Below are 18,016 nucleotides of genomic sequence, written 5' to 3'. Positions count from 1 at the left end.
GGGGAGGGGGCAGGCCGGTGAAGGCCCGCCCCCTGGGTCCCGTTATTCCGCCGCCTCGGGCAGCGCGTCGGTGTCGTCCTCGTCTCGAGCGAGGAGAGCTCGACGTTGAGGCCGAGGCTGCGCATTTCCTTGACGAGAACGTTGAAGCTCTCGGGGATGCCCGCCTCGAAGGTGTCGTCGCCCTTGACGATCGCTTCGTAGACCTTGGTACGGCCAACCACGTCGTCCGACTTGACGGTGAGCATTTCCTGCAGCGTGTAGGCTGCACCGTAGGCCTGGAGAGCCCAGACCTCCATCTCACCGAAGCGCTGGCCACCGAACTGGGCCTTACCGCCCAGCGGCTGCTGGGTGACGAGGCTGTAGGGGCCGATCGAACGGGCGTGGATCTTGTCGTCGACAAGGTGGTGCAGCTTGAGGATGTACTTCATGCCCACCGTGACCTTGCGGCTGAAGGCCTCACCGGTACGACCGTCCATCAGGACGCTCTGGCCCGAGGTGTCGAGCCCGGCGAGAGTCAGCATGTCGACCACGTCCTGCTGGACCGCGCCGTCGAACACCGGGGTGCCCATGGGGACGCCGCCGCGCACGTTCTCGGCCAGCTCGACGAGCTGTTCGGGGGTGCGGGTGTTCAGGTCCTCGGCGTAGTTGTCGCCGTAGATCGAGCGCAGCTTCTCCTTGACCGCTTCGGGCGCTTCGCCCGCCTCGGGGTTCGGATTGGCCGCCTTCCAGGCATCGAGCGCCTCGCCGATCTGACGGCCCAGGTTACGGGCCGCCCAGCCAAGGTGGGTCTCGAAGATCTGGCCGACGTTCATGCGCGAAGGCACGCCGAGCGGGTTCATCACGAAGTCGACAGGGGTGCCGTCTTCGAGGAAGGGCATGTCTTCCTGGGGAAGAATGCGGCTGATGATACCCTTGTTACCGTGACGGCCGGCCATCTTGTCGCCCGGCTGAAGCTTGCGCTTCACGGCCACGAAGACCTTGACCATCTTGAGCACGCCCGGAGCGAGTTCGTCACCGCGCTCGAGCTTCTCCTTGCGGTCCTCGAACTTCTCCTGGATCGCCTTGACGGTCTCGTCGTACTGGGCCTTCACCGCCTCGAGCTGCGTCTGCATGTGGTCGTCCGCGACGGCGAACTTCCACCACTCGTGCTTCTCGGCCTCGGCGAGGACCTCCTCGGTGATCTCCACGCCCTTCTTGACACCCTTGGGTGCCGACGCCGCGATCTGGCCGAGCAGCATGTCCTGCAGGCGGTTGTAGGTGGCGCGGTTGAGAATGGCGCGTTCGTCCTCACGGTCCTTGGCGAGGCGTTCGATTTCCTCGTTCTGGATGGCGCGGGTACGGTCGTCGATCTCGATGCCGTGACGGTTGAAGACGCGCACGTCGACAATCGTGCCCGACACGCCCGGCGGCAGGCGCAGCGAGGTGTCGCGAACGTCGGAGGCCTTTTCACCGAAGATGGCGCGCAGAAGCTTCTCTTCCGGCGTCATCGGGCTTTCGCCCTTCGGCGTGATCTTGCCGACGAGGATGTCACCCGGGTGCACTTCGGCACCGATGTAGACGATGCCCGCCTCGTCGAGGTTGCGCAGGGCTTCCTCGCCGACGTTGGGAATGTCGCGGGTGATGTCTTCCGGACCCAGCTTGGTGTCGCGGGCCATGACCTCGAACTCGTCGATGTGGATCGAGGTGAAGACGTCGTCCTTCACGATCCGCTCGGAGATGAGGATGGAGTCCTCGTAGTTGTAGCCGTTCCAGGGCATGAACGCGACGAGCACGTTGCGGCCCAGGGCCAGTTCGCCTAGCTCGGTCGACGGGCCGTCGGCGATGATGTCGCCGGCCTGCACGTATTCGCCCACCTTCACCAGCGGACGCTGGTTGATGCAGGTCGACTGGTTCGAGCGCTCGAACTTCTGGAGGCGGTAGATGTCGACGCCCGACTTGCCGGCCTCGACCTCACCCACGGCGCGGATGACGATACGGGTGGCGTCGACCTGGTCGACCACGCCCGGACGCAGCGCCGAGATGGCGGCACCCGAGTCGCGCGCGACGGTCGCTTCCATGCCGGTGCCCACGTAAGGCGCATCGGCCTTGACGAGCGGCACGGCCTGACGCTGCATGTTCGAGCCCATGAGCGCGCGGTTGGCGTCGTCCTTTTCCAGGAACGGAATGAGCGAAGCCGCGACCGAGACGAGCTGCTTGGGGCTGACGTCCATCAGCGTGACCTGGTCCGACGGGCTCATCACGAACTCGCCTTCCTGGCGGGCCGAGATGAGGTCCTCGACGAAGGAACCGTCCTCGTTGAGGGCGGCCGAGGCCTGTGCGACGGTGTGCTTCTGCTCTTCCATTGCGGAGAGGTAGATCACATCGCCGGTGACCTTGCCGTCGATGACGCGGCGGTACGGCGTTTCGATGAAGCCGTACTTGTTGACGCGCGCGAAAGTCGAGAGCGAGTTGATCAGGCCGATGTTCGGGCCTTCCGGCGTCTCAATCGGGCAGATACGACCGTAGTGGGTCGGGTGAACGTCGCGCACTTCGAAGCCCGCGCGCTCACGGGTAAGACCGCCCGGCCCGAGCGCCGACACGCGGCGCTTGTGGGTGACTTCCGAGAGCGGGTTGGTCTGGTCCATGAACTGCGAGAGCTGCGAGGAGCCGAAGAACTCACGCACCGCGGCCACGGCGGGCTTGGCGTTGATGAGGTCGTTGGGCATCACGGTCGAGACGTCGACCGAGCTCATGCGTTCCTTGACCGCACGCTCCATGCGCAGCAGGCCGACGCGGTACTGGTTCTCGAGCAGCTCGCCGACCGAACGCACACGGCGGTTGCCGAGGTTGTCGATGTCGTCGATGTCGCCCTTGCCGTCCTTGAGGTTCACCAGTTCCTTGACCACGGCGAGGATGTCCTCGGTGCGCAGCGTGGTGACGGTGTCCTCGGCATCGAGGCCCAGACGCATGTTGAGCTTGACGCGGCCCACGGCCGAGAGGTCGTAGCGGTCGGCGTCGAAGAACAGGCCTTCGAACAGCGCTTCGGCGGTTTCCTTCGTCGGCGGTTCGCCCGGACGCATGACCTTGTAGATCGCTTCCAGACCCATGTCGCGGTTCTCGGCCTTGTCGGCCTTGAGCGTGTTGCGCATCCAGGGACCGGCGTTCGAATCGTCGATGTCGAGCAGGTTGAGCTGGTCGATGCCCGCCGCGTCGAGAACTTCGAGGTTCTCAGGGCTGACTTCGTCACCGGCCTCGATGTAGATGCGGCCGGTGGACTCGTCGATCATGTCCTCGGCGATGTAGCGGCCGAAGATTTCCTCGGTCGGGATGAGGAGGGCTTCCAGGCCATCCTTGCCCGCCTTGTTGGCGGCGCGCGGGGAGATCTTGGTGCCGGCCGGGAAGACGACTTCGCCCGAGTTCGCATCGACGATGTCGAAGGCGGGCTTCACGCCGCGCCAGGTCTCGGCGTTGTAGGGCAGGCGCCAGCCGCCATCACCGCGCTTCCAGGTGACGGTTTCGTAGAAGTGATCGAGGATCGCTTCGGAATCGAGGCCCAGCGCGTAGAGCAGCGCGGTGACCGGCAGCTTGCGCTTGCGGTCGATACGCACGTTGACGATGTCCTTGGCGTCGAACTCGAAGTCGAGCCAGGAACCGCGGTACGGGATCACGCGGGCAGCGAAGAGGTACTTGCCCGAGGAGTGCGTCTTGCCGCGGTCGTGGTCGAACAGGACGCCCGGCGAACGGTGCATCTGCGACACGATCACGCGCTCGGTGCCGTTGATGAAGAAGGTGCCGTTCTCGGTCATGAGCGGCATGTCGCCCATGTAGACGTCCTGCTCCTTGATATCGAGGACCGAGCGGGTTTCCGTCTCTGCGTCGACTTCAAAGACGATCAGGCGCAGCGTCACCTTCATCGGGGCTGCGTAGGTGATGCCGCGCTGGCGGCATTCGGTCACGTCGTACTTGGGCTCTTCCAGTTCGTAGTGGACGAAGTCGAGCTCGCTGGTGCCGGCGAAGTCGCGGATCGGGAAGACCGAGCGCAGCGTCTTTTCCAGGCCCGAGACATAGCCGGTCTCCGGGTTCGAGCGCAGGAACTGTTCGTAGCTCTCGCGCTGGACCTCGATGAGGTTCGGCATCTGGATGACTTCGTGGGCGTCGCCGAAGATCTTGCGGATGCGCTTCTTGACGGAGCGCTTCGCCGTATCGATGGGCTGGGTGGCCATGAGCTGGTCTTGCCTCTTCGCTTCTGGTCAGGGCCGATTCGCAACGAGGCGAAGGGCCCGGGAAAACATCGTCACGCGTGGACGAAATACCTGTCTTGCGGACAGGCCATCAAACGCCAAAAGGCCGCCTTGCACGCGCGGAAACCCTTGCGGGAGCCCGTTGCGGCCAGCAGCCTGATACGTCGGATGAACCCTCTACCGCTTCCTTCCTTGGTGTGCCCCCGCGCATGGGCACGCCTTGCTCGAAGCGATGGGGCGTTGGCGTTCCTATAGAACCCGGCCCCATCGGTGTCAAACGGGTGACGGGCGGGCGGAGGAGGGGGTGGCATTCGTTTGCAGGCGGGGTGGTGGCTCCATTCGTCCCGTCCCCGCTCACGTTTGGGCGGAAAATCGGCTCGTGCGGAAAACCGTGCAGGGGGCGGGGCGTTGTGAGGGGCATGCAGATGACGAGCCCCTCATACGCGACCCATCGCAGCCGCAAGGCCGGACCGCTTCTTGCGCTCATCGCGCTGGGGGTGGCCGGTCTTGCAACGCCGCTTGCCGCGGCCCCTACCCGCGGCGAGCCGGTGCATGTGCCCAGTGCAACAGCGCCAGGAACGGCGGCGGACGGCGCCCTGGCCGCGGGCGATCTCCCCTCTGCTCGCGGCCGCGCGCTCGCCATGGCCGATCCGCAACCTGGCGAGGGCGCGCAGGACGCGCGGCTTGGCAAGTTGTCCCTTGCCGGCCTCGTGGGCTTGCTCGCCGCCTTTTCCGTCTCGGGCCTGGCCATTGTCCGGGCCCGGCGCCGCGACGGCGCCCCCCGGGTGCGAAAGGAGCATGTCCGCAAAGGCATCTGACCAGATAAAATATAGCCGGACCGGTGATCGGGTCGTCCACCCCGTATACCCTCCCTGAGCCGATCAGAGCCCGGCAGTCCCCCCGGCATCCCTCATCGCCGGATCGAGCCTTGGGGGCGACTCCCGCATGGAGTCGCCCCCATTTTCGTGTGCGGGGCGGATGTGTGTGGAATTCGCAAGGTGGAGGGCGCTCGATTTTCCGCAATTCAATCAGAGGTATATTGTTTTTCGATATTATTGTTTGACGATAAAGCGAATCGAGATTATTGAATATCGATATCAAGCATATCGGAGAACGAGCAATGACCTTCCACGCTGACGAACCCGCCCCCCAAATCGTTGCCCGGCCTGTCGCCGCGGCCATGGCTGCGGTCCTCACCGCCCTGATCTGGCTGCCTACGCTGACCGCGCCCCAGGCGGCCCATGCTGCGGAGGTGAGCGCCGGAGTCACGGCCGTGACCCAGCCCGCGCCCACGCAGGTCCTTGTCGCCTACGCGCCGACCCCGGTGCTGATGTAAGCGCCGATCAGGCAGAGGAGAGGCGACAATGAACCTTGCAACCCGTGCCGTTCGCGACCCGCTGCTGCTGGCCGCGAAGATCATTCTCTATGTCCTGCTGGCGGGTCTCGCGCTCGGCGTGCTGGCCGCCTCGGCAGGTTGCGTTGGCATGGTCTTCTTCACGCAGGAAATTGCGGCGGAGTTCGCATCCTCGCAGGCGAACTTCGACTTTACCGAGGTGCGGTTCGCGCTGATCGGCGTGCTGGTGCTCGTGATTGTCCTGCTGGCGATGATCGCGGCGATGCTCTGGCTGCTCAAGCGGATCATCGACACGGTGGGCGAAGGCGATCCCTTTGTGCCGGTGAATGCGACGCGCATGACGATCATGGCCTGGCTGTCGCTGGCGATCCAGGTGGTTGCCCTGCCGCTCGCAGGCCTGGCGACCTGGATTCACAATGTCACCGAAGTGAACGAGGCGGAGACCGGCCTCAACGTCGACAGCGGCTTTGATGGCAACGGCATCCTCTTGATGCTGGTGCTGTTCATCCTGGCCCGCGTGTTCCGCAAGGGCGCCGAGATGCGCGAAGAACTCGAAGGGACCGTGTGATGGGCGAGGACGCGCAAACCGAAGGAGGCCGCATCGTGGTGAAGCTTGACGATATTCTGCATGCCCGGCGCATGACGCTGACCCAGCTTGCCGAAGCCATCGGCATTACCCTTGCCAACCTTTCGATCCTCAAGACCGGCAAGGCCAAGGCGATCCGGTTCTCGACACTGGAAGCGATCTGCCGGGTGCTTGAATGCCAGCCCGGCGACCTCCTTGCCTATGCCGGTGAGGAGGCGGACGACTAGACGGACGGTTCTCCGCTTGCCTGATGTGCACGGCCCTTGGGACGTGCGGTTTACGGGGCCCCTTCGGTCCGGCGTGTCTTTTCAGGCGGCCATATCGAAGAGGGCCCCGGCTCGTTTCCGGTGCAGCGCGGTATAGGCCTCGCTCACCAGCGAATGGCGGGCCTCGGCCCATTCGCGATGCCAGCGCTCCATCTGCAGGACGTCGCGGGCGCTTTCCGAGAACTGGAAACGCGGCGCGCGCTCGGCGGCTTTGGCCGCGCCGATGCGGGGGGCAGGCGATGGGGCTCCTGCCTGGTCGATCCTCTCGAGGCGCGGCGTCGCATCGGCAAACCCGGCGCGGGCGCGGGCCCGCACGGGGGCGGGAACCAGCGCGGTGGAGATCGGCAGTATTTCCATCGTTGGGTCAGGCTCGCAGCGGTGAAAAGGGCGGAAAATGGTATCCGGCCCGTTCTGCCATGGCGAGTTCTAGAGCTTTCTTGCCGCCCTCCTACGTAGAGGTGCGTGGGGCGCCCCGGGGCGTGCTTCCATGTTGACTTTTTCCGGCACGCGGGGCAAAGGCGCCCTCGAACGGCGCAGATGATTCTGCGTTGCTCACCGTCCGAGACAGCTGCCGGGGGCTTCCCCCTTAATCTGCAGCCTAGGCGGGGAACAGGAAATTTCCACGGCCCTTCGCTCTTTCGAGCATGGTGTCCATCTCGCGCTTCGGCGCGAAAAACTCCTTCCCCATCGTACGGTCTTTGCCATGGCGCGTCAGTGTCCATGGGCTCGTGCGTCGTGCACGGGCACGCAAATGTAGCCGGCCGTGCGGCGCTCCTTCGGGAATGCCAAGCGGTCATATGTGAAGGAGTAAGGCATGGATCGTTCGCAGAAAGCCGATTCGGTCGCCCAGCTCAATGCGGTCTTCAACGAGGTCGGCGTGGTGGTTGTCACCCGCAACCTCGGCCTCTCGGTGGCACAGTCCTCCGAGCTGCGCGCGAAGATTCGCGAAGCGGGTGCGACCTACAAGGTTGCCAAGAACCGTCTTGCCAAGATCGCCATCGCGGACACCGACTATGTCGGTATCGGTGACTTCCTTGTCGGCCCGACGGCCATCGCCACCTCGGTGGACCCCGTCGCTGCTGCCAAGGCCGTCGTCGAATTCGCCAAGACGACCGACAAGATCGAGATCGTCGGCGGCGCGATGGGCGCAAATGTTCTGGATGCAGAAGGTGTCAAGGCTCTCGCCACGATGCCCTCGCTCGACGAACTGCGCGCCAAGCTCATCGGCCTCGTCCAGGCTCCGGCCACGAAGATTGCCCAGCTCTCGACCGCTCCGGCGGCCAAGCTGGCCCGCGTCTTCAACGCCTACGCCGAGAAGGACGCTGCCTGAGCTTAGTCTCGGTAACACGTTTCGAAATAACGATTTATCCCGTCCGGCGGCCTAGATCCCCGGCGGGACCACAGATCAGGAGTGAATACTATGGCCGATATCGCCAAGCTTGTTGAAGAACTGTCGCAGCTGACCGTCCTCGAGGCCGCTGACCTCGCCAAGGCTCTCGAAGAAGCATGGGGCGTTTCCGCCGCTGCTGCCGTTGCCGTTGCTGGCCCGGCTGCTGCTGGTGGCGAAGCTGCCGCTGCTGAAGAGCAGACCGAATTCGACGTGATCCTCACCGGCGACGGTGGCAAGAAGATCCAGGTCATCAAGGAAGTCCGCGCCATCACCGGTCTCGGCCTTGCTGAAGCCAAGGCTCTCGTCGAAGGCGCTCCGAAGCCCGTCAAGGAAGGCGCTTCGAAGGCTGAAGCCGAAGAGCTCAAGGCGAAGATCGAAGCAGCCGGCGGCACCGTCGAGCTCAAGTAATCTTCGTTTCTCCAGGTCTTCGGACCGGAGGCGAAAATTCGAAAGGGCGCTCCCTCACGGGGGCGCCCTTTTTCGTGTGCGTGGCACCGGCAAGGCAACAGCCAAAAGGGCCGCGCTCCGGTGGGAGGCGGCCCTTCTTGCGTGCGGGCCGCGCCGCGCGGCTTACTTCAGCGTTTCGAGGTACCGAATGATTTCCTGGCGCTTGCCCGCGTCGGGAACCATCTGCACCATCTTGGTGCCCGGAACCATCTTCATCGGGCCCTGCAGCCATTCGTCGAGCGCTTCGGGCGTCCACACGATCCCTGAATCCTTGAGTGCGGGGCTGAAGTTGTAGCCCTCGACCTCGCCCGCCGTACTGCCGACGATGCCATGCAGGGTGGGCCCCACGCGGTTCTGCCCAGGCTCGACAGCATGGCAGGTCTTGCAGATCTGGAACGCGGCAGGGGCTGCGGAGGCCGCGGCAGGCGCAGCGGGTGCCGCTTCGGCCGCAGGCGCACTCTCACCGGCCGCGTCGGCAGCCGGCGCCGCGCTGTCTTCCTGCGAGCCCGAGCCACCGCAGGCGGCAAGCAGGACGAGCGGGCTGGCGCAAATCAGGGACGTGAGCTTCATCGGGGGTCCTTTTCTCCTCAAACCGGGGCCGACCTAGGACGGGGAGGCACTGTGGGGCAAGGATATTGTATGTCGTGGCAACAGAAGGGGAGAAGGGCGATTTCCGAGGGCCATCGCCCTCGCGCTCCCCAAACTGCCCACCTCACCTTCAGGACGCGGCCTGGGCTGAGAGCGGTGAGGTGGCCGAGTCTGGGGTCAAGGGGCGATGGCCGCTTGTATAATCCTTCTTCCGTCTTCTTGTGACCGTCCTGGTCCCGGACCTGTCGCACAACTGCACACGGATGCGTTTTTGCTTTCGCTTGCCGCGTGGCCCGCGTAGGGCCCCGATCCATCATGGCTCGCAGCATTGGCTCCCCCGACTTTCGCGCCGAACTCGGCAGGACCCTGGCTCTGGCCGGGCCGCTGGCGCTCGCCAACCTGTTGCAGATGGCGATCTTTGCCACCGACGTCATGTTCGTGGCGCGTCTCGGGCAGCAGGCGCTGGCCGCGTCCAGTCTGGCCGTTGCGATGATCGCGGTCCTGATGATGGGCGTGAACGGCCTGACTTCGGCTTGCGCGCCGCTTATCGCGGCTGAGCTCGGGCGCCGGGAGAACGCAGTGCGCGAGGTGCGCCGGACCACCCGCATGGCCTTGTGGCTGGCGGTGATCCTGGGCCTCGTGTGCATCGTGATCTGCCAGTTCGCCGAGGAATTCATGCTGGCAACGGGGCAGGACCCGGCGCTCGCCCGGCTTGGCGGCGATTTCCTCGCCCTGCTCTCGGTGGGCATTCTGCCGATGGGCGTGGCCAACGTGCTGCGCACGTTCGTTTCCGCGCTCGGGCGCCCGTACTTTGCGACCGCGATCACCGCGGCCTCGATCCTCGTCAACATCGTGGGCGACTATGCGCTGGTATTCGGCCATTTCGGCATGCCCGCGCTGGGCCTGACCGGGGCGGCGCTGGCCAGCATCATCACGGCAAGCTTCACCGTCCTCGCCTATGCCGCCGCGATCCGGCGCAACCGCCGCTTGCGGCGCTTTCACATCTTCGGGCGCTGGTGGCGATCGGAATGGCCGCGCCTGGGCCAGATGCTGACGCTGGGGCTGCCGATCTCGGGCACGCTCATCGCCGAGGGTGGGTTGTTCAGCGGGGCGGCCTTCCTCATGGGGCTTGTTGGCGAGGCGCAGCTGGCCGGGCACACGGTTGCCTTGCAGATCGCGGCGATTGCCTTCCAGGTCCCCTTCGGCATCGGGCAGGCCGCAACGATCCGGGTGGGCTACCACTACGGCGCGGCGAATGTCGCAGGCGTCGCGGCGGCAGGTCGTGCGGCGCTGCTCGTCTGCCTTGTCTTCGCGGCGGTTACCTCGGGCATCATCCTTGTCTTCCCGCGCCTTGTCCTGAGCGCCTATGTCGATGTGAACGATCCGGCCAACGCGATCATGGTCGGCTTTGCCCTGCGTTATCTGGTGGTCGCGGCGGCCTTCCAGTTCACCGACGCGCTCCAGGCGGTGGCCGCGGGCGCCTTGCGCGGCATCCAGGACACGCGCGTGCCCATGGGCATCGCGGTGGTAAGTTATTGGGCGGCCGGTTTCGCCGTCTCGGCGGCGCTGGGCCTGTTCACTCCGTTCGAGGGCGTGGGCATCTGGATCGGTCTTGCCGTGGGATTGAGCGTGGCGGCGGCTCTGCTCATGGCGCGCTGGCATTGGCGCGGGCGCTTCGGGCTGCTAGGTGCCATCGCACGGTAACACACGCGTGTTTCCATGATGGAGTCCCGGGCGATGCCGGGGTACCGCGCGTGCGACGCGTGCCGGTCTTCAAAAAATTGCCTCCCACCTGCTTGACGCCAACTGGGCCTGTGACCATATCCGGCCGCGTTGGCACTCTCTGCCTGAGAGTGCCAAAACCAGTTTTTGCCTGTTCATAGGACTTAAGGGAGACTCCCATGACTTTCCGTCCGCTGCACGACCGTGTTCTCGTGCGCCGCGTCGAGGCCGAAGAAAAGACGGCCGGTGGCATCATCATCCCCGACAGCGCCAAGGAAAAGCCCGCTGAAGGCGAAATCGTCTCGGTCGGCAAGGGCGCCGTCGTTGACGGCAAGCTCGTCGCCCCCGACGTCGCCGTCGGTGACCGCGTGCTCTTCGGCAAGTGGTCGGGCACCGAGGTCAAGGTCGACGGTGAAGACCTGCTCATCATGAAGGAAAGCGACATCCTCGGCGTCATCGGCTGAGCATCGCTTTCTTCTTCTACCTGATATCCTGAAAGGAATACCAAAATGGCAGCCAAGGACGTAAAGTTCTCGCGCGACGCCCGTGAGCGCATCCTCGCCGGTGTCGACACCCTCGCCAACGCCGTCAAGGTGACGCTGGGCCCCAAGGGCCGCAACGTCGTCATCGAGAAGAGCTTCGGCGCGCCCCGCATCACCAAGGACGGTGTTTCGGTCGCCAAGGAAATCGAACTCAAGGACAAGTTCGAGAACATGGGCGCCCAGATGATCCGCGAAGTGGCCTCGAAGGCCAACGACGCGGCCGGTGACGGCACCACCACCGCCACCGTTCTGGCCCAGGCCATCGTGCGCGAAGGCATGAAGTCGGTTGCCGCGGGCATGAACCCGATGGACCTCAAGCGCGGCATCGACCTCGCGGTCGGCAAGGTCGTCGAGAACCTCAAGAGCCGTTCGCGCGACGTCACCGGTCATTCCGAAGTGGCGCAGGTCGGCGTGATCTCGGCCAATGGCGACAAGGAAGTCGGCGAGAAGATCGCCGAAGCCATGGAAAAGGTCGGCAAGGAAGGCGTGATCACCGTGGAAGAGGCCAAGGGCCTCGACTTCGAACTCGATGTCGTTGAAGGCATGCAGTTCGACCGCGGCTACCTCTCGCCGTACTTCGTCACCAACCCCGAGAAGATGACGGTCGAGCTCGACAACCCCTACATTCTCATCCACGAGAAGAAGCTGTCGAACCTGCAGTCGATCCTTCCCATCCTCGAAGCCGTTGTTCAGTCGGGCCGTCCGCTCCTGATCATCGCCGAGGACATCGAGGGTGAGGCTCTGGCCACGCTCGTCGTCAACAAGCTGCGCGGCGGCCTCAAGGTCGCAGCCGTCAAGGCTCCGGGCTTCGGCGACCGCCGCAAGGCCATGCTTGGCGACATCGCGACGCTGACCGCTGGCGAAATGGTCTCGGAAGACCTCGGCATCAAGCTCGAGAACGTCACGCTCGCGATGCTTGGCGAAGCCAAGACCGTCACGATCGACAAGGACAACACCACCATCGTCGATGGTGCGGGTTCGGCCGAAGAGATCAAGGCACGCGTCGAGCAGATCCGCTCGCAGATCGAGATCACCACCTCGGACTACGACCGTGAGAAGCTCCAGGAGCGCCTTGCAAAGCTGGCTGGCGGCGTCGCTGTCATCAAGGTCGGCGGTGCTTCGGAAGTCGAAGTGAAGGAGCGCAAGGACCGCGTCGACGACGCGCTGCACGCGACCCGCGCAGCCGTGGAAGAAGGCATCGTCCCCGGCGGCGGTACCGCACTTCTCTACGCCACCAAGGCTCTCGAAGGCCTCAAGGGCGAGAACGACGACCAGACCCGCGGTGTCGACATCGTGCGTCAGTCGATCATGGCTCCGGCCCGTCAGATCGCGACCAATGCCGGCTTCGACGGCGCGGTTGTCACCGGCAACCTGCTGCGTGAAGACGACGAGACCCAGGGCTTCAACGCCGCCACCGACGTCTACGAGAACCTCGTGGCTGCCGGCGTCATCGACCCGACCAAGGTCGTTCGCACCGCGCTGCAGGACGCCGCTTCGGTCGCTGGCCTGCTGATCACCACCGAAGCCGCGATCTGCGACGCTCCGGAGGACAAGGCGGCCGGTGGCATGCCCGACATGGGCGGCATGGGCGGCATGGGTGGCATGGGCGGCATGGGCGGCTTCTAAGCCGACCTGTCCCAGCTACGCGCTGAATACGAAGGGGCCGGGAAGAGTAATCTTCCCGGCCCTTTTCGTTGTGCCGGGTTCGCGTCAGGTTGGAGTGAGCGAAAAGCCGACAATCGGGAAGAAAGATCCTTTCAAGGGGCCATCGCCCCTTGATCCCGGAATCGGCGACCTCACCTCTCTCAGCCCCCGCAGCGTGTGTAGGGTTACGTCGACATGATGGGGAGCCCGAGGGCGATGGCCCTCGGATATCTCCTTCTTGCTTCGCCCGACGCCCATGTGGCGTGCAGTCGATGCATGCGAATCGCGCGACTGTGCATTTGCGGCGTGGGAGGGGTCGTTTGCGACCACAAGGCGACACGAAACTTCACAAACGCGCAATTGCTCGTACGCCCCATGCGCTTCGTCGAGCGCTCGTGGCGTTTGGTCGAACCTGTGTTAACCTGTCATCAGGTGGTTACGACTAGGATGGGTTTCGCATGATCAGGGCAGGCAAACTCCTTTCGCAGTGCCGCTTGGGCACGGGGCGACTTCTTTCGTTCGCGGCGTTGGCCGTGGCCAGCGTGGTGCCTCTGGCGCCCGCGCACGCCGACAATGTCGGGACCGTCCAGACCTCGTTCGATTCGCTCTTCGGCACCGAGATGCGCGGGCCGCCGGTCTACTCGACAATGTTCGAGCGCCAGTTGGCCGCCGCCGCCGAAGCGTCGAACGGGCGCATTGGCGTGGCCGCCGTGGATCTGCGCACGGGCCGCACGCTTGATGTGCTGGGCGACCAGCGCTTCCCGATGGCCAGCACCAGCAAGATCGCCATTGCGGCGACGTTCCTGGAAGGCGTGGACAAGGGCAAGTGGACGCTCACCAGCGAGTTTCCGATGCTGATCCCGGTCTCTTCCAAGCCCTTCTCCTCGGCTGTCGCGCCGGTTCGCGAAGGCCAGTACCTGACCGCCGCCAAGCTGCTCGAACTCATGCTGACGCGCTCGAACAACTACGCGACCGACGGTCTTCTGCGCGTGGTAGGCGGGCCCGATGCCGTCAACGCCTGGGTGCGCCGGGCGGGCATCGAGGACTGGCACCTCGATCGCGATATCGCGACGCTCGTGCGCGACGATGGCGCGCTCGACCCGGCCAACGTGATCGACAAGCGCGACAGCGCAACTCCGATGGCGATGGTAACGCTTCTGCGCGGGCTCTACGAAGGGCAGTGGCTGAGCAAGCGCAGCCGCGACACCCTGATCGCGATCATGGGCCGCTGCGTGACCGGCCGTCGCCGCATTCCCGCCGGCATTCCCGATGGTGCGATGATCCACCACAAGACCGGCTCGCTCCACAACACGTCGAGCGACGTGGGCATTGTCGAGACGCCCAACGGCGATGTCTTTGCCGTTGCCATCTACGTCACCGGGCAGGGCAGCCGCCCCAATCGCGAGGCCCGCATCGCGAGCATCGCGCGCACCGTCTACAATGGCTACCTGACCGAGGCCCGCGGCGCACGCGCCGTCGCCTCGCGCTGATTTGTGGGCTTGCAGCCCCAGTCGAAAAATTAAGCAGTCAAAACAAGTAGGTCCGAGGGCCATCGCCCCACAATGTCTAGCTCACCCTTCATGCGCTGGCGTGGCTGAGAGTGGTGCGGTTGCCGATTTTGGGGTCAAGGGGTGATGACCCCTTGAAATCCAGTTCCTTCCAGCACCCTCCGCTCTGACCTTTGCCGTTAAACGAAAACGGGCGCCCGGATCTCTCCGAACGCCCGTTTCGTAACGTGCCAAGTGGCCGCAGGGCCGCTGGGCCCTGTCGCGATCAGTTGGTGCTGGGATCGCCGTCGGTGTGGTCAGCCATCTCGTTGGCGGCGTCATTGGCCGCGGCTTCGGCGTCCGAGGCGGCATTGGCGGCTGCGTCTTCGACATCGTCACCGGCCTCGTCCATGGCTGCGCCCGCGTCGTTGGCGGCGCCTTCCATCGAATCGCCCATCGCGTCCATCTCTTCACCGGCCTGATCGGCGTAGGAGCCCATGTCGTCGGCAGCCGACGAGGCGGCCGCTTCGGTGGCGTCCTCGGTCTGCTCCGAGCAGGCGGCCAGCGAAAGCGCGGCAATGGCAGTGGTGGTGGCAATCAGAATCTTGCGCATCTCTCAGTATTCCCTCTTTGTTACTTCCGGTATCCGGCACGCCGTTACAGCGTGTTCCTAAGCCTTCATGAGACGACTTCGTCCGTTCGCTAGAAGTCACGGGCGCCCCGTTCAAGCACTCGACAAGCAACATGTGCATAGAGCAAAGGTTCCCGCGACAGGGCGAAGGATTTTGTCGGGGAGCCGCGTGCGGGGCGCGGAGCGGAGGCTTTTGCACGGCCCAGCGCGGCTGCCTGCTGACCTTCGGGCAAAGCGCTGCTAGAGCCCTGTACATGGAGCCAAAGCAGCATCTCTACCTCGTCGACGGTTCGGCCTACATCTTCCGTGCCTACCACCGTCTTCCCCCGCTCACGAACCCGGAAGGCACGCCCGTGGGCGCGGTCTACGGCTACACCACGATGCTGTGGAAGCTGGCCGAGGACCTCGACAAGGCCGAGGGGCCCACGCACATGGCGGTGATCCTCGATGCGGGTAGCAAGTCGTTCCGCAACGACATCTACGAGGACTACAAGGCCAACCGTCCACCGCCGCCCGAGGATCTGGTGCCCCAGTTCCCGTTGATCCGCGATGCAACGCGCGCCTTCTCGCTGCCGTGCATCGAAGAGCAGGGTTATGAGGCGGACGACCTCATCGCCTCCTACGCGCGCGCTGCGGCGCGGGAGGGCTGGGACGTCACCATCGTGTCTTCGGACAAGGACCTCATGCAGCTGGTCGGCACCTGCCCCGAAGGCGGCGGCAAGGTCGACATGCTCGACACGATGAAGAACCTGCGCATCGACATACCCGAGGTCGAGGAGAAGTTCGGCGTCACCCCCGACAAGGTGGGCGACGTGCTCGCGCTCATGGGCGATGCGGTTGACAACGTGCCGGGTGTCTTCGGCGTCGGCCCCAAGACCGCGACCAAGCTCATCCAGGAGCATGGCGACCTGGAAAGCGTGCTGGCTGCTGCGCCGGACATGAAGAAGTCCAAGCTCAAGGAGCGGTTGATCGAGCAGGCCGAGCAGGCCCGCCTCAGCCGTGTCCTCGTCGCGCTCAAGGAAGACTGCGCGCTGCCGATGGCGCTCGACGAGGTGAAGCTCAATACCATCCCGCCCGAGCCGCTCGCCGAGTTCCTCGGCAAGCATGGCTTCACCAGCCTCCTGAAGCGTCTCGAGACCGGCAACGGCAGCCCCTCCAAGGCGACCGATCTTAATCCGGCCAAGGCGCAGAATGCAGGGGCCGGGCCGGCCGAGGGCGCGGCGCGCCAGTCGCTCCCTGAGATGCCTGCGGTGGACTACGCGGCCTACGAATGCGTTCAGACGCAAGAGGCGCTCGAAGCCTGGGTGAAGAAGGCGCAGGCCGCGCATATCCTCGCGGTCGATACCGAGACCTCGGCGCTGGAGGCGATGCAGGCCGACCTTGTCGGCGTGAGCCTGGCCATCGGCCCCAACGAGGCCTGCTACATCCCCCTCGGCCACGGTGGCAGCGACATGTTCGCCGAGAAGCCGCCGCAGGTGGACATGGACACCGCCATCGCGCTCCTCAAGCCGCTGCTGGAGGACGATGCGGTCCTCAAGATCGGCCAGAACATCAAGTACGACATCAACGTGCTCGCCCGCTATGGGATCATGGTCGCGCCCATCGATGACACCATGATCGAGAGCTTCTGCCTCGATGCCGGGCGGGGCACCGACGGCGTGGGCGGTGGCCACGGGATGGACGAGCTTTCGCAGCGCCACCTCGGCCACACGCCGATGGCCTTCAAGGACGTGTGCGGCACGGGCAAGAAGGCGATCCCCTTCGGCGAGGTCCCGCTCGACAAGGCGACTCATTACGCCGCCGAGGACGCGGACGTGACCTGGCGCCTCCACAGCCTGCTGAAGCCGCGCCTTTCCGAGGAAGGCGGCACGCGCATCTACGAAAAGGTGGATCGCCCGCTGATCCCGGTGGTCGCCCAGATGGAGCGCCACGGCATCAAGGTCGACCGCGAGAAGCTGGCCGGGCTCTCGGCGCAGTTCGCCGAGACCATCGGTGCGCTGGAAAAGGAAATCCACGAGGCAGCGGGCCAGGAATTCACCATCGGCAGCCCCAAGCAGCTGGGCGAAATCCTGTTCGACAAGCTGGGCTACAAGGGCGGCAAGAAGGGCAAGTCGGGCCAGTACTCGACCGACCAGTCGGTGCTCGAACGCCTCGCCGAAGAAGGCGCGGAAGTCGCGACCAAGGTGCTGGAATGGCGCCAGCTTTCCAAGCTGCGCTCAACCTACACCGAGGCGCTGCAGGCCGCGATCAACCCCAAGACGGGCCGCGTCCACACCAGCTACAGCCTTGTCGGCGCGCAGACCGGACGCCTGTCCTCGACCGATCCCAACCTGCAGAACATCCCGATCCGCACCGAGATCGGCCGCCAGATCCGCGATTGCTTCGTCGCCGAGGAGGGCAATGTCCTCCTCGCGGCCGACTACTCGCAGATCGAGCTGCGTCTTGCCGCGCACATGGCCGACGTCCCCAGCCTGAAGGAAGCCTTCGAGAAGGGCGAGGACATCCACGCGCGCACCGCGACCGAGCTGTTCGGGGAAGTCACCCGCGAGACACGCGGACGGGCCAAGACGATCAACTTCGCGATCCTCTACGGCATCTCGCGCTGGGGCCTCGCCGGGCGCCTGGGCACCGATGCCGACGAGGCGCAGGCGATGATCGACCGCTACTTCGAGCGCTTCCCGGGCATCCAGAAGTACATCGTCTCGACGCTGGAAGGTGTGCGCGAGCGGGGTTATTCCGAGACGCTCTTTGCTCGCAAGACCTGGTTCCCGCGCATCAACTCCAAGAACGGGAACGAGCGCCAGGGCTCCGAGCGTGCCGCGATCAACGCGCCGATCCAGGGCACCTGCGCCGACATCATCAAGCGCGCCATGGCGCGCATGACCCCGGCACTGGAAGACGCGGGCCTTGGCCATGTGCGCATGCTGCTGCAGGTGCACGACGAACTCGTGTTCGAACTGCCCGAAGGCGATGTCGAGGCCGCCTCGAAGGTCATCGAGAAGGTCATGGCCCAAGCCGCAGGCCCGGCCGTGGAACTGACCGTGCCGCTGGGCGTCGAGATCGGCTCGGGACCAAGCTGGGGCGCGGGGCACTAAGCGAAGAAAAGGGAGAATCCGAGGGCCATCGCCCTCGGGCTCCC

At 65.0% G+C, this 18,016-nt stretch carries 14 protein-coding genes and 1 pseudogene; 11 read left to right on the top strand and 4 right to left on the bottom strand.

The window, feature by feature from the left end; translation table 11 throughout:
• Window positions 1-42: 42 nt before the first annotated feature.
• Window positions 43-4,202 (bottom strand): annotated as a pseudogene (gene rpoB / locus MBENS4_RS05355) (DNA-directed RNA polymerase subunit beta).
• 443 nt (window positions 4,203-4,645) lie between these two features.
• On the opposite strand from rpoB, the gene MBENS4_RS05350 reads away from it, so the two are divergent.
• The 4 genes from MBENS4_RS05350 (at window position 4,646) to MBENS4_RS05335 (ending at window position 6,387) form a co-directional block, all read left to right on the top strand.
• Window positions 4,646-5,038 carry a hypothetical protein gene (locus MBENS4_RS05350; RefSeq protein ID WP_144400847.1) on the top strand — a complete coding sequence of 131 codons (393 nt, stop codon included), beginning with the start codon at window positions 4,646-4,648 and terminating at the stop codon, window positions 5,036-5,038.
• A gap of 302 nt (window positions 5,039-5,340) precedes the next feature.
• Window positions 5,341-5,556, top strand: coding sequence for a hypothetical protein (locus tag MBENS4_RS05345; RefSeq protein ID WP_039389262.1), 216 nt, complete (start codon window positions 5,341-5,343; stop codon window positions 5,554-5,556).
• 28 nt (window positions 5,557-5,584) lie between these two features.
• The gene (locus tag MBENS4_RS05340) at window positions 5,585-6,142 is read left to right on the top strand and encodes a DUF2975 domain-containing protein (protein WP_039389261.1); all 558 of its coding nucleotides are present in this window, start codon (window positions 5,585-5,587) and stop codon (window positions 6,140-6,142) included.
• Window positions 6,142-6,387 carry a helix-turn-helix domain-containing protein gene (locus MBENS4_RS05335; RefSeq protein WP_039389259.1) on the top strand — a complete coding sequence of 82 codons (246 nt, stop codon included), beginning with the start codon at window positions 6,142-6,144 and terminating at the stop codon, window positions 6,385-6,387. Before MBENS4_RS05340 ends, MBENS4_RS05335 begins: the two co-directional genes overlap by 1 nt.
• Before the next feature lie 81 nt (window positions 6,388-6,468).
• Here MBENS4_RS05335 and MBENS4_RS05330 read toward each other — a convergent pair whose 3' ends face one another.
• Entirely contained in the window at window positions 6,469-6,783 is a 315-nt protein-coding gene (locus tag MBENS4_RS05330; RefSeq protein WP_039389257.1) for a hypothetical protein, read from the bottom strand.
• Window positions 6,784-7,240: 457 nt separating this feature from the next.
• On the opposite strand from MBENS4_RS05330, the gene rplJ reads away from it, so the two are divergent.
• Both rplJ and rplL read left to right on the top strand, forming a co-directional pair.
• A complete protein-coding gene (rplJ, locus tag MBENS4_RS05325; protein ID WP_039389256.1) occupies window positions 7,241-7,756 on the top strand; it encodes a 50S ribosomal protein L10 in 516 nt (171 codons plus the stop codon).
• A 90-nt stretch (window positions 7,757-7,846) separates the two neighbouring features.
• On the top strand, window positions 7,847-8,224 hold the full coding sequence (gene rplL, locus MBENS4_RS05320; protein ID WP_039389254.1) for a 50S ribosomal protein L7/L12: 378 nt from the start codon (window positions 7,847-7,849) through the stop codon (window positions 8,222-8,224).
• Between the two features lie 162 nt (window positions 8,225-8,386).
• On the opposite strand, the gene MBENS4_RS05315 is transcribed toward rplL, so the two are convergent.
• Entirely contained in the window at window positions 8,387-8,833 is a 447-nt protein-coding gene (locus tag MBENS4_RS05315) for a c-type cytochrome (RefSeq protein ID WP_039389251.1), read from the bottom strand.
• A gap of 333 nt (window positions 8,834-9,166) precedes the next feature.
• Between MBENS4_RS05315 and MBENS4_RS05310 the strand changes: the two genes are divergently transcribed.
• From MBENS4_RS05310 to MBENS4_RS05295, 4 genes are all read left to right on the top strand, one after another.
• Window positions 9,167-10,555 carry an MATE family efflux transporter gene (locus tag MBENS4_RS05310; RefSeq protein ID WP_039389249.1) on the top strand — a complete coding sequence of 463 codons (1,389 nt, stop codon included), beginning with the start codon at window positions 9,167-9,169 and terminating at the stop codon, window positions 10,553-10,555.
• A gap of 197 nt (window positions 10,556-10,752) precedes the next feature.
• Window positions 10,753-11,037, top strand: coding sequence for a co-chaperone GroES (locus MBENS4_RS05305; RefSeq protein ID WP_039389248.1), 285 nt, complete (start codon window positions 10,753-10,755; stop codon window positions 11,035-11,037).
• 45 nt (window positions 11,038-11,082) lie between these two features.
• Window positions 11,083-12,741 (top strand): chaperonin GroEL, encoded by a 1,659-nt coding sequence (gene groL / locus MBENS4_RS05300; protein WP_039389246.1) that lies wholly within the window; start codon window positions 11,083-11,085, stop codon window positions 12,739-12,741.
• Between the two features lie 476 nt (window positions 12,742-13,217).
• Entirely contained in the window at window positions 13,218-14,249 is a 1,032-nt protein-coding gene (locus tag MBENS4_RS05295; RefSeq protein ID WP_084591958.1) for a serine hydrolase, read from the top strand.
• Window positions 14,250-14,532: 283 nt separating this feature from the next.
• Here the strand turns inward: MBENS4_RS05295 and MBENS4_RS05290 are convergent, their stop codons facing one another.
• A complete protein-coding gene (locus MBENS4_RS05290; protein ID WP_039389244.1) occupies window positions 14,533-14,859 on the bottom strand; it encodes a hypothetical protein in 327 nt (108 codons plus the stop codon).
• A gap of 272 nt (window positions 14,860-15,131) precedes the next feature.
• On the opposite strand from MBENS4_RS05290, the gene polA reads away from it, so the two are divergent.
• Window positions 15,132-17,972, top strand: a complete 2,841-nt coding sequence (polA, locus tag MBENS4_RS05285; RefSeq protein WP_039389242.1) for a DNA polymerase I — start codon at window positions 15,132-15,134, stop codon at window positions 17,970-17,972.
• The last annotated feature ends 44 nt before the right edge of the window (window positions 17,973-18,016 follow it).

Source organism: Novosphingobium sp. MBES04, from assembly GCF_000813185.1.
Lineage (GTDB): Bacteria > Pseudomonadota > Alphaproteobacteria > Sphingomonadales > Sphingomonadaceae > Novosphingobium > Novosphingobium decolorationis.
The sequence above is the reverse complement of the archived record's forward strand: the minus strand, read 5'-3'. Positions and strand labels throughout refer to the sequence as shown.